24 protein-coding genes and 1 pseudogene are annotated in these 21462 nt (G+C 65.7%); 10 read left to right on the top strand and 15 right to left on the bottom strand.

Features of this window, described 5'->3' with window-relative positions:
- Positions 1-245: 245 nt before the first annotated feature.
- On the top strand, positions 246-1523 hold the full coding sequence (locus AC5Y4C_RS02080) for a hypothetical protein (RefSeq protein WP_499964257.1): 1278 nt from the start codon (positions 246-248) through the stop codon (positions 1521-1523).
- 58 nt (positions 1524-1581) lie between these two features.
- Here AC5Y4C_RS02080 and truA read toward each other — a convergent pair whose 3' ends face one another.
- The 9 genes from truA to AC5Y4C_RS02125 all read right to left on the bottom strand — a co-directional run bounded on the left by truA (position 1582) and on the right by AC5Y4C_RS02125 (position 6830).
- On the bottom strand, positions 1582-2454 hold the full coding sequence (gene truA, locus AC5Y4C_RS02085) for a tRNA pseudouridine(38-40) synthase TruA (RefSeq protein WP_499964259.1): 873 nt from the start codon (positions 2452-2454) through the stop codon (positions 1582-1584).
- A 4-nt stretch (positions 2455-2458) separates the two neighbouring features.
- Complete coding sequence (gene rplQ / locus AC5Y4C_RS02090; protein ID WP_499964261.1) at positions 2459-3082, bottom strand: 50S ribosomal protein L17; 624 nt, start codon at positions 3080-3082, stop codon at positions 2459-2461.
- A 27-nt stretch (positions 3083-3109) separates the two neighbouring features.
- The gene (locus AC5Y4C_RS02095; protein WP_499911304.1) at positions 3110-4165 is read right to left on the bottom strand and encodes a DNA-directed RNA polymerase subunit alpha; all 1056 of its coding nucleotides are present in this window, start codon (positions 4163-4165) and stop codon (positions 3110-3112) included.
- 97 nt (positions 4166-4262) lie between these two features.
- The gene (rpsD, locus tag AC5Y4C_RS02100; RefSeq protein WP_499911301.1) at positions 4263-4868 is read right to left on the bottom strand and encodes a 30S ribosomal protein S4; all 606 of its coding nucleotides are present in this window, start codon (positions 4866-4868) and stop codon (positions 4263-4265) included.
- A gap of 27 nt (positions 4869-4895) precedes the next feature.
- The gene (rpsK, locus tag AC5Y4C_RS02105; RefSeq protein ID WP_499911298.1) at positions 4896-5321 is read right to left on the bottom strand and encodes a 30S ribosomal protein S11; all 426 of its coding nucleotides are present in this window, start codon (positions 5319-5321) and stop codon (positions 4896-4898) included.
- A 3-nt stretch (positions 5322-5324) separates the two neighbouring features.
- Positions 5325-5699: a 30S ribosomal protein S13 gene (rpsM, locus tag AC5Y4C_RS02110; protein WP_499911296.1), complete on the bottom strand. Its 375-nt coding sequence runs from the start codon at positions 5697-5699 to the stop codon at positions 5325-5327.
- A gap of 182 nt (positions 5700-5881) precedes the next feature.
- Positions 5882-5995 carry a 50S ribosomal protein L36 gene (rpmJ, locus tag AC5Y4C_RS02115; RefSeq protein WP_003879483.1) on the bottom strand — a complete coding sequence of 38 codons (114 nt, stop codon included), beginning with the start codon at positions 5993-5995 and terminating at the stop codon, positions 5882-5884.
- A 68-nt stretch (positions 5996-6063) separates the two neighbouring features.
- Positions 6064-6285 (bottom strand): translation initiation factor IF-1, encoded by a 222-nt coding sequence (gene infA, locus AC5Y4C_RS02120; protein ID WP_003418601.1) that lies wholly within the window; start codon positions 6283-6285, stop codon positions 6064-6066.
- A gap of 272 nt (positions 6286-6557) precedes the next feature.
- On the bottom strand, positions 6558-6830 hold the full coding sequence (locus AC5Y4C_RS02125) for a hypothetical protein (RefSeq protein ID WP_499911294.1): 273 nt from the start codon (positions 6828-6830) through the stop codon (positions 6558-6560).
- A 159-nt stretch (positions 6831-6989) separates the two neighbouring features.
- Here AC5Y4C_RS02125 and AC5Y4C_RS02130 point away from each other — a divergent pair, with 159 nt between their 5' ends.
- Together AC5Y4C_RS02130 and AC5Y4C_RS02135 are read left to right on the top strand one after the other, a co-directional pair.
- Complete coding sequence (locus AC5Y4C_RS02130; protein WP_499911292.1) at positions 6990-8654, top strand: NAD(P)/FAD-dependent oxidoreductase; 1665 nt, start codon at positions 6990-6992, stop codon at positions 8652-8654.
- Positions 8655-8664: 10 nt separating this feature from the next.
- A complete protein-coding gene (locus AC5Y4C_RS02135) occupies positions 8665-10125 on the top strand; it encodes an ATP-binding protein (protein ID WP_499911289.1) in 1461 nt (486 codons plus the stop codon).
- A 30-nt stretch (positions 10126-10155) separates the two neighbouring features.
- Here AC5Y4C_RS02135 and AC5Y4C_RS02140 read toward each other — a convergent pair.
- The 3 genes and pseudogenes from AC5Y4C_RS02140 to AC5Y4C_RS02150 form a co-directional block, all read right to left on the bottom strand.
- Positions 10156-10347 (bottom strand): annotated as a pseudogene (locus AC5Y4C_RS02140) (SDR family oxidoreductase); the annotation flags it as partial.
- Between the two features lie 57 nt (positions 10348-10404).
- Entirely contained in the window at positions 10405-10767 is a 363-nt protein-coding gene (locus AC5Y4C_RS02145; RefSeq protein WP_499911288.1) for a hypothetical protein, read from the bottom strand.
- A 370-nt stretch (positions 10768-11137) separates the two neighbouring features.
- The gene (locus AC5Y4C_RS02150) at positions 11138-12397 is read right to left on the bottom strand and encodes an HNH endonuclease signature motif containing protein (RefSeq protein ID WP_500007952.1); all 1260 of its coding nucleotides are present in this window, start codon (positions 12395-12397) and stop codon (positions 11138-11140) included.
- 117 nt (positions 12398-12514) lie between these two features.
- Here AC5Y4C_RS02150 and AC5Y4C_RS02155 point away from each other — a divergent pair, with 117 nt between their 5' ends.
- The 7 genes from AC5Y4C_RS02155 to AC5Y4C_RS02185 all read left to right on the top strand — a co-directional run bounded on the left by AC5Y4C_RS02155 (position 12515) and on the right by AC5Y4C_RS02185 (position 19766).
- Entirely contained in the window at positions 12515-13357 is an 843-nt protein-coding gene (locus tag AC5Y4C_RS02155; RefSeq protein ID WP_499964995.1) for an LLM class F420-dependent oxidoreductase, read from the top strand.
- Positions 13358-13368: 11 nt separating this feature from the next.
- On the top strand, positions 13369-14223 hold the full coding sequence (locus tag AC5Y4C_RS02160; RefSeq protein ID WP_499964997.1) for an LLM class F420-dependent oxidoreductase: 855 nt from the start codon (positions 13369-13371) through the stop codon (positions 14221-14223).
- Positions 14224-14242: 19 nt separating this feature from the next.
- A complete protein-coding gene (gene rfbB, locus AC5Y4C_RS02165; RefSeq protein WP_499964998.1) occupies positions 14243-15238 on the top strand; it encodes a dTDP-glucose 4,6-dehydratase in 996 nt (331 codons plus the stop codon).
- Positions 15235-15846, top strand: a complete 612-nt coding sequence (gene rfbC, locus AC5Y4C_RS02170; protein WP_499912166.1) for a dTDP-4-dehydrorhamnose 3,5-epimerase — start codon at positions 15235-15237, stop codon at positions 15844-15846. The genes rfbB and rfbC overlap by 4 nt, the downstream gene beginning before the upstream one ends.
- Before the next feature lie 85 nt (positions 15847-15931).
- A complete protein-coding gene (locus AC5Y4C_RS02175; RefSeq protein WP_499912168.1) occupies positions 15932-16414 on the top strand; it encodes a MarR family winged helix-turn-helix transcriptional regulator in 483 nt (160 codons plus the stop codon).
- 59 nt (positions 16415-16473) lie between these two features.
- Entirely contained in the window at positions 16474-16887 is a 414-nt protein-coding gene (locus AC5Y4C_RS02180) for an MmpS family transport accessory protein (protein ID WP_499965035.1), read from the top strand.
- Positions 16884-19766 (top strand): MMPL/RND family transporter, encoded by a 2883-nt coding sequence (locus AC5Y4C_RS02185; RefSeq protein ID WP_499965000.1) that lies wholly within the window; start codon positions 16884-16886, stop codon positions 19764-19766. Before AC5Y4C_RS02180 ends, AC5Y4C_RS02185 begins: the two co-directional genes overlap by 4 nt.
- 17 nt (positions 19767-19783) lie before the next feature.
- On the opposite strand, the gene AC5Y4C_RS02190 is transcribed toward AC5Y4C_RS02185, so the two are convergent.
- The 3 genes from AC5Y4C_RS02190 to AC5Y4C_RS02200 form a co-directional block, all read right to left on the bottom strand.
- The gene (locus tag AC5Y4C_RS02190) at positions 19784-20062 is read right to left on the bottom strand and encodes a hypothetical protein (RefSeq protein WP_499965002.1); all 279 of its coding nucleotides are present in this window, start codon (positions 20060-20062) and stop codon (positions 19784-19786) included.
- A gap of 72 nt (positions 20063-20134) precedes the next feature.
- The gene (locus tag AC5Y4C_RS02195; RefSeq protein ID WP_499912176.1) at positions 20135-20848 is read right to left on the bottom strand and encodes a Rieske (2Fe-2S) protein; all 714 of its coding nucleotides are present in this window, start codon (positions 20846-20848) and stop codon (positions 20135-20137) included.
- Positions 20845-21411, bottom strand: a complete 567-nt coding sequence (locus AC5Y4C_RS02200) for an RNA polymerase sigma factor (protein ID WP_499912179.1) — start codon at positions 21409-21411, stop codon at positions 20845-20847. The genes AC5Y4C_RS02195 and AC5Y4C_RS02200 overlap by 4 nt, the downstream gene beginning before the upstream one ends.
- Between the last annotated feature and the right edge of the window lie 51 nt (positions 21412-21462).

Below are 21462 nucleotides of genomic sequence, written 5' to 3' on the forward strand. Positions count from 1 at the left end.
TGTTCGGGCAGTTGACCAAAGCAACATCGACGCCGAAGACTTACCCGCGCCCACTGACCACGGCGAGATACGCCGAATGGCAATCCTTTTCGCTGACTTGGTGGATTCGACCGCGCTCTCGACGCGACGCGCGTCGAGAGCGTTGGCTTCCCACGTGGCAGATCCGGCAACGGATCCCGCGACGGCCGTTCCCTAACGTCATCCGCAGGAAGGATAGTCGAGTGATGAAGTCAATAAGCTGCGCGATGGCGATGCCTCTTTTGGCGGGCGGTTTAATAGCAGCAACGCCGCAAGAACCACAATTCAACCCATTGCCGATACGGGCGATACAGGTTCAGTTAGTGGTGACATATACCCTCGAACCGCTCGACTTCGACCACGTAATTACTATCATGAATGTCACACAAAATCAGCTCGGCGGCAAACTGTGTACTGCGGCGAGCCGTTGCGTCAAGATCGCCTACCCGGCGACCGCGTTACAGAACAAGGATGGTGTCAACGCGATCAAAGCCGCTGTAGCGTCCGGGGCGCTGAAGAGCGGTGACACCCTGAGTGGATACAGCAACGGTGCAGTAGTAATCGGCGCGTGGCTCAATAGCGGCAGTCCGGTCCCTCCCGGCCTGCGGATCATTCTGATGGGGATGGACACCAGCAGGTACGGCCAGCTGACCGTGCAGGGCGCCGCCTCCCTCTGGGGTGGCACTGTGAAGTCAGCGCCGACGACCGATCAAACGGTGATCATCATCAACCAGTACGACGGACTCGCTGCATACCCTACCGACACCTTTGATGTCGGCTACCAAATGGCCGTACAAAACGCGACGAATAACGGTCAGCACGATTACAGTAATCCAAACATTCTCGATAACCCGAACAACATCACATGGACTCAGAATGGCATCACTTACCAATTGGTACCGGCAGCAACCCTGCCGATGAACAACTGGCTCCGCGCTATTGGATTGTCATCAGTAGCGGACTCGCTTGACTCTTGGGAAAGGCCACTGATTGACCAGGCATACGGGCCATTAACGCCGATGATGCTGGCGGCGTCCGCACGAGCCAAGACAGCCGCCACGGCTGCTGAACAAGTGCCGACAAAAAGCGCGCCACAGAGACCAGAGCCTGTACTTGGCGATGGAATTGACGTTCCATTCGGCGCCACCACGACTACGGCGACAACGAGGGTGACGCTGGACCAGCCAGCGAGTCCGACGAGACCAGTACTAGACCCGCGAAGGAGCCAGCCGACGGTCAAGACCGTCAGGCCGACACTCGTGCTCCGGGTGCCACGCACAGCACAAGACGCGCCTTCGGTGATGGCGGCACCCGAGACGAAGCCTGCGTCCAAGCAGCCGCCGTTAGGCGATGTCGTCAACAAACCAGGTGAGAAGCACGATGCAGAAGCCACGCATCGAGGTCAGTCGGCCCGCGCGGCCAGCGCACCGCGCGCCGACCATGACACTGCACCGAACGACGCGGCGGACAGCACACCCGACAGGCATGACAGCGCAACGCATTAGCGGAGCTGATCGTGGCCGGAGGTGAACCGGGCGGGGTTACTGATCGGGCTGTCCTGAACTACTCGCGGGTGCGCAGGTCACGGGTGATCAGTATCCGGGCCGCGAGTTCGCCGTCGGGCGGGTAGTCGACCCCCGCCAACGTGAGGCCACGCGCAGGTGCGGCTGCGAACGCACTCGACCGCCGGATCGAATTCAGCAGGCTTGCAAGCCATTCCGCGCTGCGGCGGCCGTCACCCACCGCCAGCAGTGCCCCGACCAGCGATCGCACCATCGACCAACAGAACGCGTCGGCGCTGACGTGGGCGGTGACGAGGTGGCCGTCGCGGGTCCACTCCAGCCGCTGCAGATCCCGGATTGTCGTCGCACCGGCGCGAGGCCGGCAGAATGCCGCGAAGTCGTGAAGTCCCAGAAGTTGTTTCGATGCCGCCGTCATCGCGTCGACGTCCAGTTGCCGCGGCCAGGCCGTCACATACCGCGACAGTTGCGGTTCGACGCCGTACGGTGCGGTCGACAACCGGTACTCGTAGTGGCGGCGCAGTGCCGAGAAGCGGGCGTCGAATCCGTCGGGCGCACGGACGATGTCGCGGACGCGCACGTCGTCGGGTAGGAAGCGGGCGAGCCGGCGCACCAGGGGAAGGAACTCGGGCTCACCCGCGGATATCCGGCGCGGCCGGGCGTGACCGAGCGCGCTCGCGGGTACGTCGACGTGCGCGACCTGGCCAGTGGCGTGCACTCCGCTGTCGGTGCGACCGGCGCCGAAGACCCGCACCGGCCTACGGAACACCGTCGACAGCGCCTCGTCGAGCACTCCGGCGACCGTGCGGTGCTGGCCCTGCACCGCCCAGCCGGTGAAATCCGTTCCGTCGTAAGCAATGTCGAGGCGAAGACGAACGAACCCGCCATCGGTTTCGATGGCGGGTTCGTCGCGCATGACGTTAGGACTCGTCGTCGGTTTTCTGCTCCTCGGCCGAGGCCTCGTCGGAAGCCTCGTCGGCCGCTCCGTCTGCGGCTTCGGCCTCCTGAGCCTCCTCGATCGCGGCGTCTTCTGCCTCGACGTCAGCCACAGTCTCGGTCTGCGGACCAGCCGTCGCCTCCGGCTCCACCGCCGCCTGCGGTGCGGCCGCAGCGGCAACCGGCGCCGCCTTCTTGGCGGCCTGTGACGCCGCGGCCCGCCTGGCGCGATCGGCCTCCGACGTGACCGTCTTCTCCCGCACCAGCTCGATCACCGCCATCGGCGCGTTGTCGCCCTTGCGCGGCTCGACCTTGATGATGCGGGTGTAGCCGCCGTTGCGGTCGGCGTAGAACGGCCCGATCTCGGCGAACAAGGTGTGCACGACGTCCTTGTCCCGGATCTTCTTGAGCACCTCACGCCGGTTGTGCAGCGTGCCCTTCTTCGCGTGCGTGATCAGCTTCTCCGCGTACGGCCGCAGCGCCCGGGCCTTGGTCTCGGTGGTCTTGATGCGGCCATGCTCGAACAGCGAGGTGGCCAAGTTGGCCAAGATCGCCTTCTGGTGCGAGGACGACCCGCCGAGGCGAGGGCCCTTGGTGGGCTTGGGCATTGCTCAGTCTCCTTGTTGCAAAGCGGATTACAGCTGCTCGGTTTCGGCGTAATCCTGGTCGTTGTCGAAGTCGTACGACGCCGAATCACCGTGCCAGGTGCCGGTGGCTGCGTCGTAACCGGCGACCTCGGACGGGTCGAAACCGGCCGGGCTGTCCTTGAGCGACAGGCCCAGCTGGTGCAGCTTGACCTTGACCTCGTCGATCGACTTCTGGCCGAAGTTGCGGATGTCCAGCAGGTCGGACTCGGTGCGGGCGACCAGCTCGCCGACGGTGTGGATGCCCTCGCGCTTGAGGCAGTTGTACGAGCGCACCGTCAGGTCGAGGTCGTCGATCGGCAGCGCGAACGACGCGATGTGGTCGGCCTCCGCAGGTGACGGCCCGATCTCGATGCCCTCGGCCTCCACGTTGAGTTCCCTTGCGAGACCGAACAATTCGACCAGCGTCTTGCCCGCCGACGCCAATGCGTCGCGGGGGCTGATCGAATTCTTGGTCTCGACGTCGAGAATCAGCCGATCGAAGTCGGTGCGCTGCTCGACGCGGGTGGCCTCCACCTTGTAGGTGACCTTGAGCACCGGCGAGTAGATCGAATCGACCGGAATGCGGCCGATCTCGGCGCCCGACGCCTTGTTCTGCACGGCCGGCACGTAGCCGCGGCCCCGTTCGACGACGAGCTCGACCTCGAGCTTGCCCTTGTCGTTGAGCGTCGCGATGTGCATGTCCGGGTTGTGCACGGTCACGCCGGCAGGCGGCACGATGTCACCGGCGGTGACGTTGCCAGGGCCCTGCTTGCGCAGATACATCGTCACGGGCTCGTCTTCTTCCGACGAGACCACCAGGCCCTTGAGGTTGAGGATGATGTCGGTGACGTCCTCTTTGACGCCGGGCACGGTGGTGAACTCGTGCAGCACGCCGTCGATGCGAATGCTGGTCACGGCCGCGCCGGGAATCGACGACAGCAGCGTGCGGCGCAGCGAATTGCCAAGTGTGTAACCGAATCCCGGCTCCAGCGGCTCGATGACGAACCGCGACCTGTTGTCGGCGACAACCTCTTCGCTCAGTGTGGGTCGCTGAGAAATCAGCATGTGTTTCTTCCTCCTTCACGGCACCCGCTATTTGATGCCGCGTCCCTTCCCCGCGAGCGGGGAAATTTCGGCCGCCATCCGGACGGCCGAAAGTCCTTTACTTCGAGTAGAACTCGACGATGAGCTGCTCGGTGAGCGGCACGTCGATCTGCGCGCGCTCCGGCAGCTGGTGCACGAGGATGCGCTGACGCTCCCCGACCACCTGCAGCCAGCCCGGAATCGGCCGGTCCCCTGCGGTTTCCCGCGCGATCTGGAACGGCACCGTGTTCAGGGACTTGTCGCGCACGTCGATGATGTCGTACTGCGACACCCGATAGCTGGGCACGTCGACCTTCACGCCGTTGACGGTGAAGTGCCCGTGGCTGACCAGCTGGCGGGCCATCCGGCGGGTGCGTGCCAGCCCGGCGCGGTACACGACGTTGTCCAGCCGGCTCTCCAGGATCTGCAGTAGCTCCTCGCCGGTCTTGCCGGGGCGGCGTACCGCTTCTTCGTAGTACCTGCGGAACTGCTTTTCCTGCACGCCGTAGGTGAAGCGCGCCTTCTGCTTCTCCTGCAGCTGCAGCAGGTATTCGCTTTCCTTGATCCGCGCGCGGCCGTGCTGGCCAGGCGGATAAGGCCGCTTCTCGAACGCTTGGTCGCCGCCGACGAGGTCGACGCGCAGACGCCGCGACTTGCGAGTGATGGGTCCGGTGTAACGAGCCATGAAGTCCTTCTCCTCCTACCCCAGGCCCTAGACTCTCCGCCGCTTCGGCGGCCGGCAGCCGTTGTGCGGCTGCGGGGTGACATCAGCGATCGCGCCGACCTCCAGGCCGGCGGCCTGCAGCGAGCGGATTGCGGTTTCGCGGCCCGAACCCGGGCCCTTGACGAACACATCGACCTTCTTGACGCCGTGCTCCTGCGCCTTGCGGGCGGCGTTCTCTGCGGCCAGCTGCGCGGCGAACGGGGTCGACTTGCGGGACCCCTTGAAGCCGACATGTCCCGATGACGCCCACGCGATCACGTTGCCCTGCGGGTCGGTGATCGTGACGATCGTGTTGTTGAACGTGCTCTTGATGTGCGCGGCGCCGTGCGGGATGTTCTTCTTCTCCCGGCGGCGGCCCTTTTGACCCTTCTGCCCCTTCTTCGGAGCGGTCGCGCCCTTTTTTGCTGGTGGCATCGGTTACCTGGCCTTCTTCTTGCCGGCGATGGTGCGCTTGGGGCCCTTACGGGTGCGCGCGTTGGTCTTGGTCCGCTGGCCGCGCACCGGAAGTCCGCGCCGGTGGCGCAGACCCTGGTAGCAGCCGATCTCGATCTTGCGGCGGATGTCGGCCTGCACCTCGCGACGCAGATCGCCCTCCACCTTGAGGTTGGCTTCGATGTAGTCACGCAGTTGCGTCAGCTGCTCGTCGGTGAGGTCCTTGGTGCGCATGTCCCGGTCGATGCCGGTGGCGGCCAGGATTTCGTTGGAGCGGGTGCGGCCGATGCCGTAGATATACGTCAGCGCGACCTCCATGCGCTTGTCGCGCGGCAGGTCGACGCCCACAAGACGTGCCATCAGGCGGTGTCCTTCTTCTCTAGCGGAGGTCTGATCCCAGCCCGTTCCCTGCTCTGCAGGGGCCCGGCCTCCGGTCCGGACGTGCATGAGCGCGTATCGCTCACTGGTGCTGGGAGGTCTGCATTCAGTTGTTGGGCAGCGAGGGCTTGACTAGCCCTGTGCTCTGGTCTTCGCGCAAGCGCTCATCCCTGCCGCTGCTTGTGGCGTGGATCGGAGCAGATCACCATGACCCGCCCATGCCGACGGATCACCCTGCACTTGTCGCAAATCGGCTTCACGCTGGGGTTGACCTTCACGGCTGTATTCGATCCTTCTTGCTTTGTCGGTGACTCGCGCAAGGGCTCGTCACACCCAGTTTGTCGGGTTACTTGTACCGGTACACGATGCGGCCGCGGGACAGGTCGTACGGAGACAACTCCACGACCACCCGGTCCTCGGGCAGGATGCGGATGTAGTGCTGCCGCATCTTGCCACTGATGTGGGCGAGCACCTTGTGACCGTTCTCCAGCTCAATGCGAAACATCGCATTGGGCAAAGGCTCGACCACGCGACCCTCGACCTCTATGGCGCCGTCCTTCTTTGCCATAACCTCCGCAATCCCTAACTCCGGCTGCGATGGGCGCTCCGTGGGGAGCCTCCCATCAAGTGCAGTTTTCGCCCCGACTTCGAAACGTGGGCGGGACGCGGAATCATTCCGGAATTCCGCGAGATGCCAGGGCACGCAGGAGCCGGCGCGGTTGCCGCACCGTTGCTCCACGATACCGGGTCGACGGGCGCAAGCCAAAATTGTCCCGCGGCGGCCGCCGCGGCGCTTCTACCTGGACGCCCCGGCGTTCCCGCGACCGCCCAGGCGCCCCGTCACAGCAGGTTGCTGTACTGGGGGCAGCGCGTCGAAACCACCGTGTCGATGACGTTGTGCACGTCGAACGAGCTGGTTCCCGCCTCGACGAGCATCCGCGCGGAGATCGGGCGAGCCGCCCCGCGAATCACCAGCCCGGACGCTTCGGCGCCGTACGCGTCGCAGACCGCCTGGTACGGGTCCAGGGGCATCGCGTGCCCCACCGACGGTGTCAGCAGCCCGGCAGCTGTCAGCGAGCCCGCGGCCGTCAGGGCTGCGATGGTCTTTCTCATCGCGGTTCTCTCTGTCGTCGGAGGCAAACGACCCGATGCCGCTCGCTCTCCTCGAGATTAAAGCAGCCCGCACCACGCTCGCGTCGCTTCGCTGCCTTAGGCCGACGGCCCCGGGCAGGCCGGCGAACGAGAGGGCGCGTGGGCGCATACTTGACAGCGATGACTGGACCTTCCCAGCCCCGTAAACCCGTCATTCTCACCGTCGACGACGATCCCGCCGTGTCCCGAGCGGTCGCCCGCGATCTCCGCCGTAAATATGGCGAGCACCATCGCATCATCCGCGCCGAATCCGGCCCGGACGCGCTTCAGACATTGCACGAGCTCAAGCTGCGCGGCGACACCGTGGCAGTTTTCGTCGCCGACTACCGCATGCCGCAGATGAGCGGCATCGAATTCCTCGAAGAGGCGATGGACATCTACCCACTGGCACGACGGGTACTGCTCACCGCCTATGCGGACACCCACGCCGCGATCGAGGCCATCAACGTCGTCGACCTCGACCACTACCTCCTCAAACCGTGGGACCCGCCGGAGGAGAAGCTCTACCCGGTGATCGACGCGCTGCTCGACGCGTGGCGGGCAGCCGGTGACCGGGTGATCCCCCACACCAAGATCATCGGTCACCCGTGGAATGCGAGATCGACGCACGTGCGCGAGTTCTTGGCGCGAAATCAGTTGTACTACACATGGTTTCGCGCCGACGAACCCGAGGGGCAGCGCCTTCTGGAAGCTGCCGGCGAGGACGGTATGACGCTACCGGTGGTGATCACCGAGCAGGGCGAGACACTGGTCGACCCCGCCGATGCCGAGCTCGCGGCGACCCTCGGGCTCACCACCACGCCGGCCGAGGATTTCTACGACTTGGTGGTGATCGGCGGCGGCCCGGCGGGGCTGGCGGCGGCGGTGTACGGCGCGTCCGAGGGCCTCAAAACCGTGCTGATCGAACGCACCGCGACCGGCGGCCAAGCCGGCCAGAGCTCGCGGATCGAGAACTACCTCGGCTTCCCCGACGGGGTTTCGGGTGCCCAGCTGGCGGACCGTGCCAGGCGCCAGGCCGAGAAGTTCGCCGCGGAGCTCATCACCGCCCAGGAGGCCGTCGCGTTGGAGGTCAAGGGCGCGGCCCGCAGCGTCAGACTGTCCGACGGTCGCTCAATCGGTGCGCGGGCGGTGATCTTGGCCACCGGGGTGTCGTATCGCCAACTGCCCGCCGACGGCTGCGATCGATTGACCGGCGTAGGGGTGCACTACGGGGCGGCGACGTCGATCGCCGCTGAATGCGACGGCGAAGAGGTGTACGTCATCGGCGGGGCCAACTCGGCCGGCCAGGCCGCGGTGAACCTGGCCAAGCACGCGAAGTCGGTGACGCTCGTCGTGCGCGGTCCGTCGCTGGAGTCGTCGATGTCGTACTACCTGATCCAGCAGATCGACGCCATCGACAACATCAAGGTCAGGACCTGCACGGTGGTCACACAGGCATGCGGCGACGACAGACTCGAGAAGTTGGTGCTCGAAGACCGGCGCACCGGCGCGATCGAGGAAGTGACGTGCGGGCGGATGTTCATCTTCATCGGTGCCGAGCCGCGCACCGACTGGCTCGACGGCGTGGTGGCTCGCGACGACCACGGCTTCGTGCTGGCCGGCCCCGACTTGAAGAACGTGTGCGGCTGGACGCTCACCCGCCCGCCGCACCACCTGGAAACAAGCGTGCCCGGTGTCTTCGTTGCAGGTGACGTGCGAGCCCAGTCCGCCAAGCGTGTGGCGGCCGCTGTCGGCGAAGGCTCGATGGCCGTGATGCTGGTGCATCGATACTTGGCCGAGGCGTAGGAGAGACAGCATGGGTGAGAACTGCCTGCCCGACGAGCTGCGGACGCTGTTCTTGTTCGAGGCGCTGTCCGACGAACAGCTCGCGACCCTGTGCAAGGACGGCCACATCGAAACCTTCGAGCCCGGCCCGATCTGCGTCGAAGGTGAGCCGGCCACATGCTTCTATGTGCTGCTCGACGGCGAGCTGGTGATGTCGAAGCGCTCCGGCGGCGTCGACATCGAAACCAACCGCACCTCGCAGCGCGGCGTGTACTGCGGGGCCTGGTCGGCGTACGTGCCCGGTGAGGAGCACGTCTACGAAGCGTCCGTGCGCGTGACCCGCCCGTCGCGGTTCTTCGTCCTCGACGCCGACGCCTTCGCCCGCTTCATGCAGGCCGAGTTTCCGATGGCCGTGCACCTGCTCGAGGGGCACAAGGTCGGCGGGCTGCGGCAACGCCAGATCATCGGTCAGCGTGAGAAACTGCTCGCGCTGGGCCAGATCACCGCCGGGCTGACCCACCAGCTCAACAATCCCGCCGCCGCGATCACCCGTGACGTGGCCAACCTGCGCGACAACGTCGGCAAGATGCGGCACAAGCTCGCGATGCTCGCCGACGGCAAGTTCACCCCGGAGGCACTGCGCGTCTTGGTCGGCATCCAGGAGGAGGTCGCCGAGCTGGTCGCCAAAGCCAAGCCGGTGGAGCTCACAGCGCTGGAGACCTCCGACCGTGAGGACCAGATCGGCGACTGGCTCGAGACTCACGGCATCGCCGGTGCATGGGACTACGCGCCGACGTTCGTCGAAGCCGGCCTGGACATCGACTGGCTGGAGCGGGTGTCCGCGTCGATCGAAGACGTGGACGCGACGGCGTCTCTGCAGGGGGCAGTCGGTTGGCTGAAATACACGATCGACACCGAGCTCGCGGTGAACCGGATCACCGAGGCCAGCAAGCGCATCTCGGTGCTGCTGGCCGGGGCCAAGCAGTACTCGCAGATGGACCGGGCGCCGTATCAGGCTTCCGATGTCCACGAGCTGCTGCACAGCACGCTGATGATGTTCGGCGACCGGGTGGGCAAGGACAACCCGATTCGGCTGGTCAAGGAATACGACAAGTCGCTGCCTGAAATCCACTGCTACCCAGGCGATCTCAACCAAGTCTGGACCAACATCATCGAGAACGCGGTACAGGCGATGGACGGCGCCGGCACGCTGACGGTGCGGACCATGCGCGAGAACGACGACCACATCCGCGTCGAGATCTGCGACGACGGACCCGGTATCCCGGACGAGATCGTCGACCGCATCTTCAACCCGTTCTTCACCACCAAGCCGTACGGCGAAGGCACCGGGCTCGGCTTGGACCTGGCGTGGCGGATCGTCGTCGAGAAGCATCACGGCAACCTGCGCGTCGAATCCGAGCCGGGCAACACGCGCTTCATCATCGTGTTGCCGTTGGTGGCGCCCGCACCTGATGCGCCCAATCCTGAGTAGTCCCCGCCATTCAGATGAAACTGACCCGCCGTCGACGGGATTCTCGGCGTCCAAGCCGTCGGCTGCGAGGACGTCGGTCAGCGCGTCGGTGAAGCTCGCGGTGACAATGGTGTCCGGTCATACGCAGTTCACCCGAATGCCTTCTCGTGCAGGGCTTTTCGCGAGATTCTTGGTGACGCCGCTCAGTGCGGCCTTGGATGCGGTGTAGGCGACGACCGCCGGTCACGACCGTGGCGCCGGCCAATCCGAGGTCCACCCAGTCTCCTTTCCGGTGAAGCGCTAGTCGTCCAGGACCGACGCAATCACGTCGGGTGTGACGCCGATCCCGCGCAAAAAGAACTGCTTCGTGTGCCGACGCGCCCCACCGCCCGTCCGGTCACCGGTGATCCACTGCCGCTGGGTGCACACCCACACCACGCCGTGAATGGCCTCCGCGTCGGCCTCGGGATCCACGCCACGGAAATATCCTGTTTCCCTTCCCTTTTCGAGTTGCTCGATGAGCGGTCGCAGCATTTCGCCGAACGCCGCCGCGACCTTGTCGGGCGAGGCGAACATCTGCGATTGCGCCTCGATCGAGAAGTGGCGCAATTCGGACGTGTTGCGCTCGTCGAACGCCGGGTCCAGTCGCGCGTCGATCCACATGCCACCGCCTCAACGGGATTGGCAGCGGCTGCCATGCGGGCTCGAAGCCGCGACGTTTCGGCCCGCGCCGAGATTCGTCGATGCCGCGCTGCACATCGACTGGCGCGGGCGGGTGTCGGTCGTTCGTCGACGACGTCGGCGCGGCGTGGTTAGCAGGGCGCGATCGGGCGGCTGCGATGCACGATCGAGCACGTGACGATGGCAGCGGAGGTCACGCGGATCGTGACGACGGCACTTCGAGAAGGCCGTCGGTGAGGTCGGGCGGCGAGGCGGACCCTGCGGTTGATGCGTCGACTGTGGACGAATTCCGCTGTGTGCCAATCAGTTACGAGTCGACGCGGTGGCGATGCCCGACGCTGGGCGACATACGTCAGTTGTTTGTCGGTGGTGGTTGGGGTTGGAAGGGTTGGTACCACCACCACTGGGCGCGTTCGCCGGTGGGTCCGGGGCATGGTGGGACCGCGGGCGGGGGGTGCTTGGGTGGGCGGGCCAGCGAGGCGGCGCTCAATGGTCGGCCGTCGCTGTCGGTGACGGTCAAGGCGTCGGCGGGTCCGGTGATGGTGATGGCGCCGCGGTGGTGCAGCCGGTGATGATGTGGGCAGACCAGCACCAGGTTGGCCAGCTCGGTGGGGCCGCCGTCTTCCCAGTGCCGGAGGTGATGAGCGTGCAAACCGCGGGTGGCCCCGCACCCGGGCACCACACAGGTGCGGTCGCGGTGCTCGAGTGCGCGGCGCAGCCGCCGGTTGATCTGGCGGGTTGTTCGGCCCGCGCCGATGGGTTGCCCGTCGCGTTCGAACCACACCTCACAGGTGGCCTCACAGGTCAGGTAGCGGCGCTCGGCGTCGGTGAGCAGCGGACCCAGATGCAGCGCCGCGACACGGTCTTTGACATCCAGGTGCACCACCACCGTGGTGTGCTGGCCGTGCGGGCGGCGCGCCGCCTCGACGTCCCAGCCCGTCTCCACCAGCCGCATGAACGCATCGACGCTGCTGGGCATGGGCGGGGCCGTCTCTGACGGGCGCTCGCTGTTGTCGTGGTCGTGTTTCCACTCGCCGATCAGCGCCTCCAGATGCGACGCCAACGCCGCGTCGAACTTGGCCGCGTCATCATGCGGCAGCCTGATCCGATAATTGCTGCCCTGCTCGTCGCTGGTCTTGATGATCGAGCGCGCCGGGTGCGGCCGCGCAGGCTGCAGCTCGCGTTCGGGTCGCGGTTCGAGCTTGACCGCGGTACGTAACTGGTTGACCGTGGCCACGCTGGCCAGCTGCGCATAGTGCTCATCAGAGCCCTCGGCTGCGTGTGCGGCGATCACCCCGACCTGATCCAGCGACAGCCGGCCCTCGGCCAGACCCTGCACACACCGCGGAAACTGCTCACGCCGGCCCGCCACCGTGGTGATCGTGTGCGCATTGGCCGACGACACCCCCAGCTTCCAGGCCACCAACGCCGGCACCGACCGCGCACCCGTCGCGCCCCATAGCCCGTCGCGATCGATCTCAGCGACGATCTCCACGATGCGCCCATCAATCGCATTACGCTGACCGCTCAGCTCCGCCAACTCCTCGAACAGCGCCTCAAGACGCTGCGCAGGGCTCACCGCAACAGCGCCACCAGAAGCGGAAGAAGACATGACGCCAGCATCGCACCCACCACCGACAAAGTTCCGGCACCAATTTTCTGCCGGCGCCCCGGACCAGCCAAATGTCGACGTGGAATAGCGGCCGACCGAACCAGGGTTGGAGGTGTCATGACTGAGCTGAACCTTGGCAAGTTCGGATCGTTCGGACGCGGAGTGACCCCCGAACAAGCAGCGCAGATCGAGAAACTCGGCTATGGCGCCGTCTGGGTCGGCGGCTCTCCCCCGGCCGAGCTCGAGTGGGTGGAGCCGATCCTCGAGAAGACCACCACGCTGAAGGTGGCCACCGGAATCGTCAACATCTGGACCGCCGCGCCCGGGCCCGTCGCCGAATCGTTCCACCGCATCGAAAAGGCCTATCCCGGAAGGTTTTTGCTCGGCATCGGCGTCGGACACCCCGAGGCGCACACCGAGTACCGCAAACCCATCGACGCGCTCACCGAGTACCTGGACAAGCTCGACGAGTACGGCGTGCCCAAGCAGCGCCGAGTCATCGCCGCACTCGGCCCGAAGGCCCTGAAGCTGTCTGCCGAGCGCAGCGCCGGCGCCCATCCGTACCTCACGACGCCAGAACACACCGCCAAGGCGCGTGATCTGATCGGCCCACAGGCGTTCCTGGCGCCCGAGCACAAGGTGGTTCTGACCACCGACGCCGAGAAGGCGCGTGCCATCGGCCGCAAGGCCCTCGACATCTACCTCAACCTGACGAACTACGTGAGCAACTGGAAGCGCCTGGGCTTCACCGACGACGACGTACGCCGCCCGCCTAGCGACAGGCTCGTCGACGCGCTGGTTGCCTACGGAACGCCCGACGCGATCGCCAGGCGGCTGACACAACATCTGGACGCCGGCGCCAACCATGTTCCGATCCAAATTCTGGGTAACCAAGACCGACTGATTCCGACGCTTGCCGAACTGGCCGGTCCGCTCGGACTGGCCACGCGAAGCACTTAGAAAGGGACACCATGACCGACCCATCACTGCTCAAGCCCGACGTCGGCCGCTACGGCGTCTGGACCGGCGGACCGGTGAAGCCTGAGCAGGCGGCCGAGATCGAAAACCTCGGCTACGGCGCCATCTGGGTGGGTGGGTCACCGGCCGCCGAACTGAAGTTCGCCGAACCGATCCTGGACGCTACGGAGTCGATCACGCTCGCGACGGGCATTGTCAACATCTGGTCGGCGCCCGCGGACGAGGTCGCGGAGTCGTATCACCGCATCGAGAAGGCTTACCCCGGGCGGTTTTTGCTCGGCATCGGCGTCGGGCATCCCGAACACAGTCAGGACTACAGCAAGCCCTACGACGCTTTGGTGGCCTACCTCGATCGCCTCGATGCGGCCGGCGTCCCGACCAGCCGACGGGTACTTGCGGCGCTAGGCCCGAAGGTGCTCGAGCTGGCCGCCCGTCGCAGCGCCGGCGCACACCCGTACCTGACCACCCCCGAGCACACCGCCCAAGCCCACGATCTCGTCGGACCGTCGGTGTTCTTGGCGCCCGAACACAAGGTGGTGCTGACGACGGACGCTGACGAGGCGCGCGAGATCGGCCGCAAGACGGTGGAGTTCTACCTTGGCCTGAGCAACTACGTGAGCAACTGGAAGCGGCTCGGCTTCACCGACTCCGACGTCACCAAACCGGGCAGCGACAAGCTGATCGACGCCGTGGTGGCCTACGGCACGCCGGAGCAGATCGCCGCACGGCTGGGCGAACACCTGCGAGCCGGGGCGGATCACGTCGCGATCCAGGTGTTGGGCGGCTCCGAGCGGCTGATCCCCACGCTCGCCGAGCTCGCCAACCCCCTCGGGCTCGCGAGCGACTGACGACCGTTACTGTTTGCCCATGCGGGTGTTGGTGACGGGCGGCGCAGGCTTCATCGGCGCCAATTTCGTCCGCGCCACCGTGCGCGAACGCCCGGACGTGTCGCTGACGGTGCTGGACGCATTCACGTATGCGGGCAGCCGCGAGTCGCTGGCCGGCGTGGAGCACGCGGTCAAGGTGGTCCAGGGCGACGTCACCGACACCGGCCTGATCTCTGCGTTGGTCGCCGACGCCGACGTGGTGGTGCACTTCGCCGCCGAGACGCACGTCGACAACGCACTGGCCGACCCGGAGCCGTTCTTGCGCAGCAACGTCATTGGCACGTTCGCGGTGCTGGAAGCGGTGCGCCGGCATGGGGTCCGGCTGCACCACGTCTCCACCGACGAGGTGTACGGCGAGCTCGCACTGGACGATCCGCATCGGTTCACCGCCGACACGCCCTACAATCCGTCGAGCCCATATTCGTCGACCAAGGCGGCCGCCGACATGCTGGTACGGGCGTGGGTGCGCTCGTACGGCGTGCGAGCCACAATCTCCAACTGCTCCAACAACTATGGGCCGTATCAGCATGTGGAGAAGTTCATTCCGCGCCAAATCACCAACGTGCTGACGGGCCGACGTCCGAAGCTCTACGGCAACGGCGCCAACGTGCGGGACTGGATCCATGTCGACGACCACAACGCTGCGGTCTGGCGGATCCTCGAGGACGGTAGCATCGGGCGGACCTACCTGATCGGCGCCGACGGCGAACGCGACAACCTGTCAGTCATGCGGTTGATCCTGACCGAAATGGGCTGCGAGCCGGACGATTTCGACTACGTGCCGGATCGTGCCGGCCACGACCTGCGCTATGCGATCGATCCGACGCCACTGCGCTCTGAATTGGGTTGGACCCCAATACATGCCGACTTCACCGAAGGTCTGCGCACCACGATCGACTGGTATCGCGACAACGAGTTGTGGTGGCGGCCACTGAAGGACGGCGTCGAGGCGCAATACGCCGAGCGCGGCCAATGACGGCGCGCGAGTTGGCGATTGCGGGCGCGTGGGAAATCAGCCACCCGTTGTATCCCGACGACCGCGGGCTGTTCTTCGAATGGTTCACGCAGCGAGAGTTCAGTGGTTTTGCGGGGCACCGCTTCGATTTCCACCAGGCCAACTGTTCGGTGTCGGCGGCCGGCGTGCTGCGCGGTCTGCACTTTGCCCAGCTGCCGCCCAGTCAAGCGAAATACGTGACGTGCGTGCGGGGGGCGGTGTTCGACGTGATCGCCGACATCCGGGTCGGCTCACCGACTTTCGGCAAGTGGGATTCCGTACTGCTCGACGACCGGGATCGCCGATCGGTGTATCTGTCGGAAGGGCTGGCGCACGGATTCCTTGCCCTGCAAGATGATTCGACGGTCATGTATCTGTGCTCGGCGCCGTACAACCCCAGCCGTGAGCACACGATCTCGGCGACGGACCCCCAGCTCGCGATCGACTGGCCTGCGGTCGACGGTGCGCAGCCGCGAATGTCGGGACGCGACGCGGCGGCGCCCAGCCTCCAGGAGGTCCGAGATGCGGGTCTGCTGCCCACTTGGGACGACACTCGTGCCTTCGTCGAGCAGCTGCGGCGACTGCATTAGGCCCGTGATGCTTCCCACCCAGAATGGCAGGCCCGCTGCACCTATCCGTTGTCGATAAATAGGCACCGTGATATAAGTTCTGCTCGTGAATCCGTCGTCCCTGCCCCGGCACGGTAGCGACACCGTCGGGGAGGTCCTCGATCAGGCGACGGATCTGACGGTGCGGTACCTGAGCGACCGGTCGGGCTTGAGCGTGTCGGCCGGGTTCCTGCTCAACAGGGTGAGCCGCGACGGTCCGACCCGGCTCACCACACTGGCTGCCAAAGAGGGAGTCAGCCAGCCGTCGATGACTCAGCTGATCCAGCGGCTCGAACGCCACGGCATCGTGACCAGGCAGCCCGACCCCGACGACGGCCGCGTGTGCCTGGTCGCGATCACCGAAGCGGGCCAGGCGCTCCTCGATCAACGCACAGCCACCCGGCGCGACCGGCTGGCCGCATTGCTGACCACATTGTCTACCGAAGAGCAGTTCGCGCTGTGGCTTTCGGCGCAGGTGGCGCTGCCGCTGCTGAATCGACTCGTCGAGAACGCCCAGTCGCTGGATCTCAAATGCGGCAAGGAGGCCTGAGCTCACAGGTGAAGGGTCGGGAGCGGGTGCGCGCGGCGGCGAGAGCGGTCGGCCGCCTGATGAAGCGTGCGTGGATACCGTTGGTTCTCGTCGTGGTGCTTGCCGTCTCGGGATTGGTGGTGACCCGGCTGCACAAGGTCTTCGCCTCACAAGACCTCAACGCGAACGCCAACGCCGGCATCGAGATCGTGCAGTTCCATCCAAAGATCTTGGTGTACGACGTATTCGGCGCCTCGGGCAGCACCGCCAAGGTCAACTACTTCGACGCCGAGGCCAACATCCACGAACTCGATGTGACGCTGCCGTGGTCGACGACGATATCCACCACCCTTCCGGCGGTCAGCGGCAACATCATCGCCCAGAGCGACGGCGGTGAAGTCGGTTGCCGGATCACTGTGGACGGCGTGGTACGCGACGAAAGGCACACAGATGGCGTCAACCCACAAACCTTTTGCCTGGTGAAGTCCGCATGACAGACACCAAGCACGCAGCGCCGCAACCCAAGCGGCCGTTCTTCCCACACGCCATCCGCCTGCTGGCGGTCCCGATCATCCTGTTCTGGCTGGCGATCACCATCGCGCTGAACGTGTTCCTGCCGTCCTTGGAGAAGGTCGGCGAGGCGCACTCCGCGCCCATGGCGCCCAACGACGCGCCGTCGATGGTGGCGATGAAGCTGATGGGGCACAACTTCGACGAGTTCAGGTCGAATAGCACCGTGATGATCGTGCTCGAAGGCCAGGACAAGCTCGGCGACGACGCACATCACTACTACGACAACATCATTCACCAGCTGAACCAGGATCCGGCGCACATCCAGCACATCCAGGACTTCTGGGGAGATCCGCTGACCGCGGCCGGCGCGCAGAGTTCGGATGCGAAAGCCGCCTATGTGATGGTCTATCTCGCCGGTGACCAAGGCACCACGGAAGCCAACAACTCCGTGGAGGCGGTGCGCAAGGTCATCGACCACACCCAGCCACCGCCGGGGGTGAAGGCCTACGTCACCGGGCCGGCGGCGCTGACCGACGATCTGCACGTCATCGGCAACGCGAGCCTCGCCAAGATCACGCTGTTCACGCTGGGCGCGATCGCGATCATGCTGCTGATCGTCTACCGCTCGATCGTCACCACGCTGGTTCAGCTGTTACTGACGTTTATCGGGCTGGCCTCCGCACGCGGCGTGGTGGCACTCATGGGCAGCCTCAACGCTTTTGGGCTGACCACGTTCGCCTCCAACATCCTCACAATGCTCGGCATCGCGGCCGCCACCGACTACGGCATCTTCATGTTCGGCCGCTACAGCGAAGCCCGCGCCGCCGGCGAGGACCGAGAAGAGGCGTACTACACCACATTCCGGTCCGTCACACCCGTGATCGTGGGCTCGGGCTTGACCATCGCCGGGGCCACCTACTGCCTGAGTTTCGCTCGGCTGCCGTACTTTTCGACGATGGGCGTGCCGGTCGCAATCGGGATGCTGGTGGTAGTGGCGGCCGCCGTGACGCTCGGGCCGGCAGTGCTCTTCCTCGGCGGACTTGCGGGCCGCTTCGAATCCAAGCGCGCTCAAGGCAAACTGTGGCGGCGCGTGGGCACGGCCGTGGTGCGCTGGCCCGCACCGATCCTGGCTGCCAGTGCCGCTGCGGTACTGATTGGCATGGTCGCTGTGCCCGGCTACCACCCCTACTACAACGACCGGTTCTACCTGCCCACCAGTGCGCCGGCCAATCTGGGCTATGCGGCTTCGGACCGGCACTTCTCGCAGGCCCGGATGAACCCGGACATCCTCATGGTGGAGGCGGACCACGACATGCGCAATCCCGCCGACATGCTCGTGTTGGACCGCGTGGCGCGCAATGTGCTCAACATCCCGGGCATCGCGATGGTGCAGGACATCACCCGCCCGCTGGGCATTCCGATCCAGCACAGCTCGATTCCGTTCCTCAGCAGCATGCAGGGTCAGACCACCATGCAGCAGTATCCGTTTCAGCAGATCAACATCGCGAACATGCGCAAGATGGCCGACGACATGGGCGTCATGGCCGACACCATGGAGCACATGTATCACGTCATGCTGCAGGTCGTCGACGCCACACACGCCACCACCGCCGACACCAAGCAGCTGCAGGCCGACGTCGACGTATTGCGCGGCCACATAGCGGACTTCGACGACTTCTGGCGTCCGATCCGCAACTACTTCTACTGGGAACCGCACTGTTACGACATCCCGATCTGCTGGTCTCTGAGGTCGCTGTTCGACACGGTCGACGGGGTCGATGCCCTCACCGACGACACCGGCAAGCTCACCGCCGACATCGAGCGCCTCGACACGCTGATGCCGCAGATGGCCGCGCTGCTGCCGCCGACGATCGCCACCATGCGCATGACCCGCGGACTGATGTTGTCGACGTACAGCACCATGTCGGCGCTGCAGGCCCAGATGGCGGCGATGAACGACACCGCGATCGTCATGGGACAGAGCTTCGACGCCGCCAAGAACGGCGACCTGTTCTACCTGCCGCCCGAAGCGTTCCAGAACCCGGAGTTCCAGCGCGGACTCAAGATGTTCCTCTCCCCCGACGGCAAGTCGGCGCGCTATTTCATTACCCATCAAGGTGATCCGATGACCCCGGAGGGCATCGACCGGGTCAACGCGGAACGCACCGCCGCTCAGGAGGGGCTCAAGCAGTCGTCGCTGTCCAGCGCCAAGGTGTATCTGGGCGGCACGGCCGCCACCTACCGGGACATGGCCGACGGCGCCAAGTACGACCTGATGATCGCGGTCGTCTCCGCGCTCACGCTGATCTTCATGATCATGCTGATCATCACCCGCAGCTTGGTGGCGGCGCTGGTGATCGTCGGGACCGCAGCCAGCTCCATCGCGGCGTCGTTCGGGCTTTCGGTGCTGATCTGGCAAGACCTTCTGGGCATCCGCGTGCACTGGATCGTCATGTTGATGTGCGTGATCATCCTGCTGGCCGTCGGTTCCGACTACAACCTGCTGCTGGTCTCCCGGTTCAAAGAAGAAATCCAGGCGGGACTCAAAACCGGCTATCTGCGCGCGATGGCGGGTTCCGGTGGGGTGGTGACCGCGGCCGGGTTGGTGTTCGCGTTCACCATGGCCGCGATGCTGGGCAGCGAGCTACGGGTGCTCGCCCAGATGGGCTCGACGATCGCGATCGGCCTGTTGCTCGACACGTTGATCGTGCGATCGCTGCTCATGCCGTCGATAGCCACGCTGCTGGGGCGGTGGTTCTGGTGGCCGCAAGTCATCCATCCGCGCGGCGATTACGGGTTGCGTCGGATCAGGACGCCGGCTCCCGACACCGATACCGACGCGATCCCGGTACGGCCGTAACTCCAAGCGCCGCAGCGTCAGTCGTCGTCCGGACAGTCGACGTCGACGTACACGGTGGTCAGCGGGGCGGGCCGGGCGGTGATGGGCAGCCCGTGCACGCCGGTCACCACACAGCGCGATAGTGGCACTTGGGCCGAACCGTTCACCTGGACGCTGTAGCCGGCGTCACCGAGTTGCTGGACCACGTCGGCGGCCGACCCGCCGACGTCGGTGGATGCAGCAGCGGCTGGGTTGGCAGCAAGCATCGAGGCGGCGGCCGCAAATGCGAGTTGTGCGGTGATTCTCGTGGTGATCATGAAAACTCCAGTGCCACTTACTGATTGAGGCGTATGCCTCACCAACAGATAGCGACTGGGGTTACAGGATCCTCAGGCCGGCTGTGCCGGCGGCGCCAACACTTCGACGAGGCCGTCGCGCTCCCTGACCTCCAGCTGCGGCAGCGGCTTCGGAGCGATCGGCAGCGCGTGGGTGATCACCTGGCCCGCCGGCGAGAACGACGTGGAATGGCACGGGCAACGTAAGCGGTCGGCGCCCTGGTCGAACCACAGTTTGCAGCCTTGGTGTGTGCACACCCCCGACACCGCTTGAACCACACCGTTGCGCCGATGCACAAATCCGTTGACCGATCCCAGGCTGAAGGGGTGAACCGACCCTTCGGGCACATCGGCGCTGTCCGCGACCACCTGCCAGGTGCCGTCACTGGGCACCAATCGCGAGGCGGTGTCGGCTTGACCGGGCGGCTGGTCTCGGGTGCCCAAGACCAGCCGATCGACCGACACCGCTGCCACCGCGGCGGTCGCCGCCGCCGCGCCGCCGACCATCACCTGTCGGCGCGTCGCGCTCACAGCTGGCGGCGGCGCAGACGTCCCGGCCTCCGGTGCCGGCCCTGACATCTGTTGTGCCAGGCGATGTTTCAACGTATCGACAAACTCGGCGCGCGGCTCGTCGTTGCCTGGCCGCGCGGCGCGCAGATCGATGGCGGTGCGGATCTGTGCGGCCTCGAAATCGTCGGGCGTGAACGGCTTCGGGCGCCGGCCGGCCAGCAGGTCGTCGAGGTACCGGCGCAGTTCCCGGCGGGTCATCGGGCACCTCCCTCGCTGCTCTGAGCCTCGTTCGTCTGGCTGTCATTCATCTGTGCGGCCAATCGCAGCGCGCGATGCTGCAACACCTTCGCGTTCGCGATGCTGACACCGAGGTCGCCGGCCGCGTCGCGCACCGACTTGCCTTGCAGGAAGCGCAACTCCAGAATCCGCCGGTATTGGACGGGCAGCCGGTCCAGCACCGCTGCCGCTCGCTGCGGGGCGGTGCTGGGTTGCGCGTCAGATGCGGTCTCGGGGGCCGCGACGTCGTCGAGCGTGGTGATTTCGCGCCCCATCGTGGCTCGCCAGTGTGCCGCCAGCACGGTACGCGCGGTGGCGCGCAGATACGCGCGCACCTCGGGCACACTGGCCGTCAACCGCAACGGCCGCATCGCGGTCAAGAACACCTCGGAGGTGAGGTCCTCGGCATCGGCGCGGTTGCCGACTCGCCCGAAGATGCTGCGGTACACCCACGTCACGTTGTCTTCGTAGACCGCTTCCCAGTTCGGGTAGCAGGCGGTGGAGACCAGCCGCAGATCCCGGCCCGACTCATGTGGCACCGGCACCGCGAATCTCCCTCACTCTGGCCGGACCACCGCCTGCGATGGCGGCGCTGT

It is taken from the genome of Mycobacterium sp. NGS35 (assembly GCF_059812855.1).

Coding starts and splice junctions, on each gene's coding strand:
- AC5Y4C_RS02080 (WP_499964257.1), top strand. CDS start 246: ATGGCGATGCCTCTTTTGGCGGGCGGTTTAATAGCAGCAACGCCGCAA.
- truA (WP_499964259.1), bottom strand. CDS start 2,454: ATGCGCGACGAACCCGCCATCGAAACCGATGGCGGGTTCGTTCGTCTT.
- rplQ (WP_499964261.1), bottom strand. CDS start 3,082: ATGCCCAAGCCCACCAAGGGCCCTCGCCTCGGCGGGTCGTCCTCGCAC.
- AC5Y4C_RS02095 (WP_499911304.1), bottom strand. CDS start 4,165: ATGCTGATTTCTCAGCGACCCACACTGAGCGAAGAGGTTGTCGCCGAC.
- rpsD (WP_499911301.1), bottom strand. CDS start 4,868: ATGGCTCGTTACACCGGACCCATCACTCGCAAGTCGCGGCGTCTGCGC.
- rpsK (WP_499911298.1), bottom strand. CDS start 5,321: ATGCCACCAGCAAAAAAGGGCGCGACCGCTCCGAAGAAGGGGCAGAAG.
- rpsM (WP_499911296.1), bottom strand. CDS start 5,699: ATGGCACGTCTTGTGGGCGTCGACCTGCCGCGCGACAAGCGCATGGAG.
- infA (WP_003418601.1), bottom strand. CDS start 6,285: ATGGCAAAGAAGGACGGCGCCATAGAGGTCGAGGGTCGCGTGGTCGAG.
- AC5Y4C_RS02125 (WP_499911294.1), bottom strand. CDS start 6,830: ATGAGAAAGACCATCGCAGCCCTGACGGCCGCGGGCTCGCTGACAGCT.
- AC5Y4C_RS02130 (WP_499911292.1), top strand. CDS start 6,990: ATGACTGGACCTTCCCAGCCCCGTAAACCCGTCATTCTCACCGTCGAC.
- AC5Y4C_RS02135 (WP_499911289.1), top strand. CDS start 8,665: ATGGGTGAGAACTGCCTGCCCGACGAGCTGCGGACGCTGTTCTTGTTC.
- AC5Y4C_RS02145 (WP_499911288.1), bottom strand. CDS start 10,767: ATGTGGATCGACGCGCGACTGGACCCGGCGTTCGACGAGCGCAACACG.
- AC5Y4C_RS02150 (WP_500007952.1), bottom strand. CDS start 12,397: ATGTCTTCTTCCGCTTCTGGTGGCGCTGTTGCGGTGAGCCCTGCGCAG.
- AC5Y4C_RS02155 (WP_499964995.1), top strand. CDS start 12,515: ATGACTGAGCTGAACCTTGGCAAGTTCGGATCGTTCGGACGCGGAGTG.
- AC5Y4C_RS02160 (WP_499964997.1), top strand. CDS start 13,369: ATGACCGACCCATCACTGCTCAAGCCCGACGTCGGCCGCTACGGCGTC.
- rfbB (WP_499964998.1), top strand. CDS start 14,243: ATGCGGGTGTTGGTGACGGGCGGCGCAGGCTTCATCGGCGCCAATTTC.
- rfbC (WP_499912166.1), top strand. CDS start 15,235: ATGACGGCGCGCGAGTTGGCGATTGCGGGCGCGTGGGAAATCAGCCAC.
- AC5Y4C_RS02180 (WP_499965035.1), top strand. CDS start 16,474: ATGAAGCGTGCGTGGATACCGTTGGTTCTCGTCGTGGTGCTTGCCGTC.
- AC5Y4C_RS02185 (WP_499965000.1), top strand. CDS start 16,884: ATGACAGACACCAAGCACGCAGCGCCGCAACCCAAGCGGCCGTTCTTC.
- AC5Y4C_RS02190 (WP_499965002.1), bottom strand. CDS start 20,062: ATGATCACCACGAGAATCACCGCACAACTCGCATTTGCGGCCGCCGCC.
- AC5Y4C_RS02195 (WP_499912176.1), bottom strand. CDS start 20,848: ATGACCCGCCGGGAACTGCGCCGGTACCTCGACGACCTGCTGGCCGGC.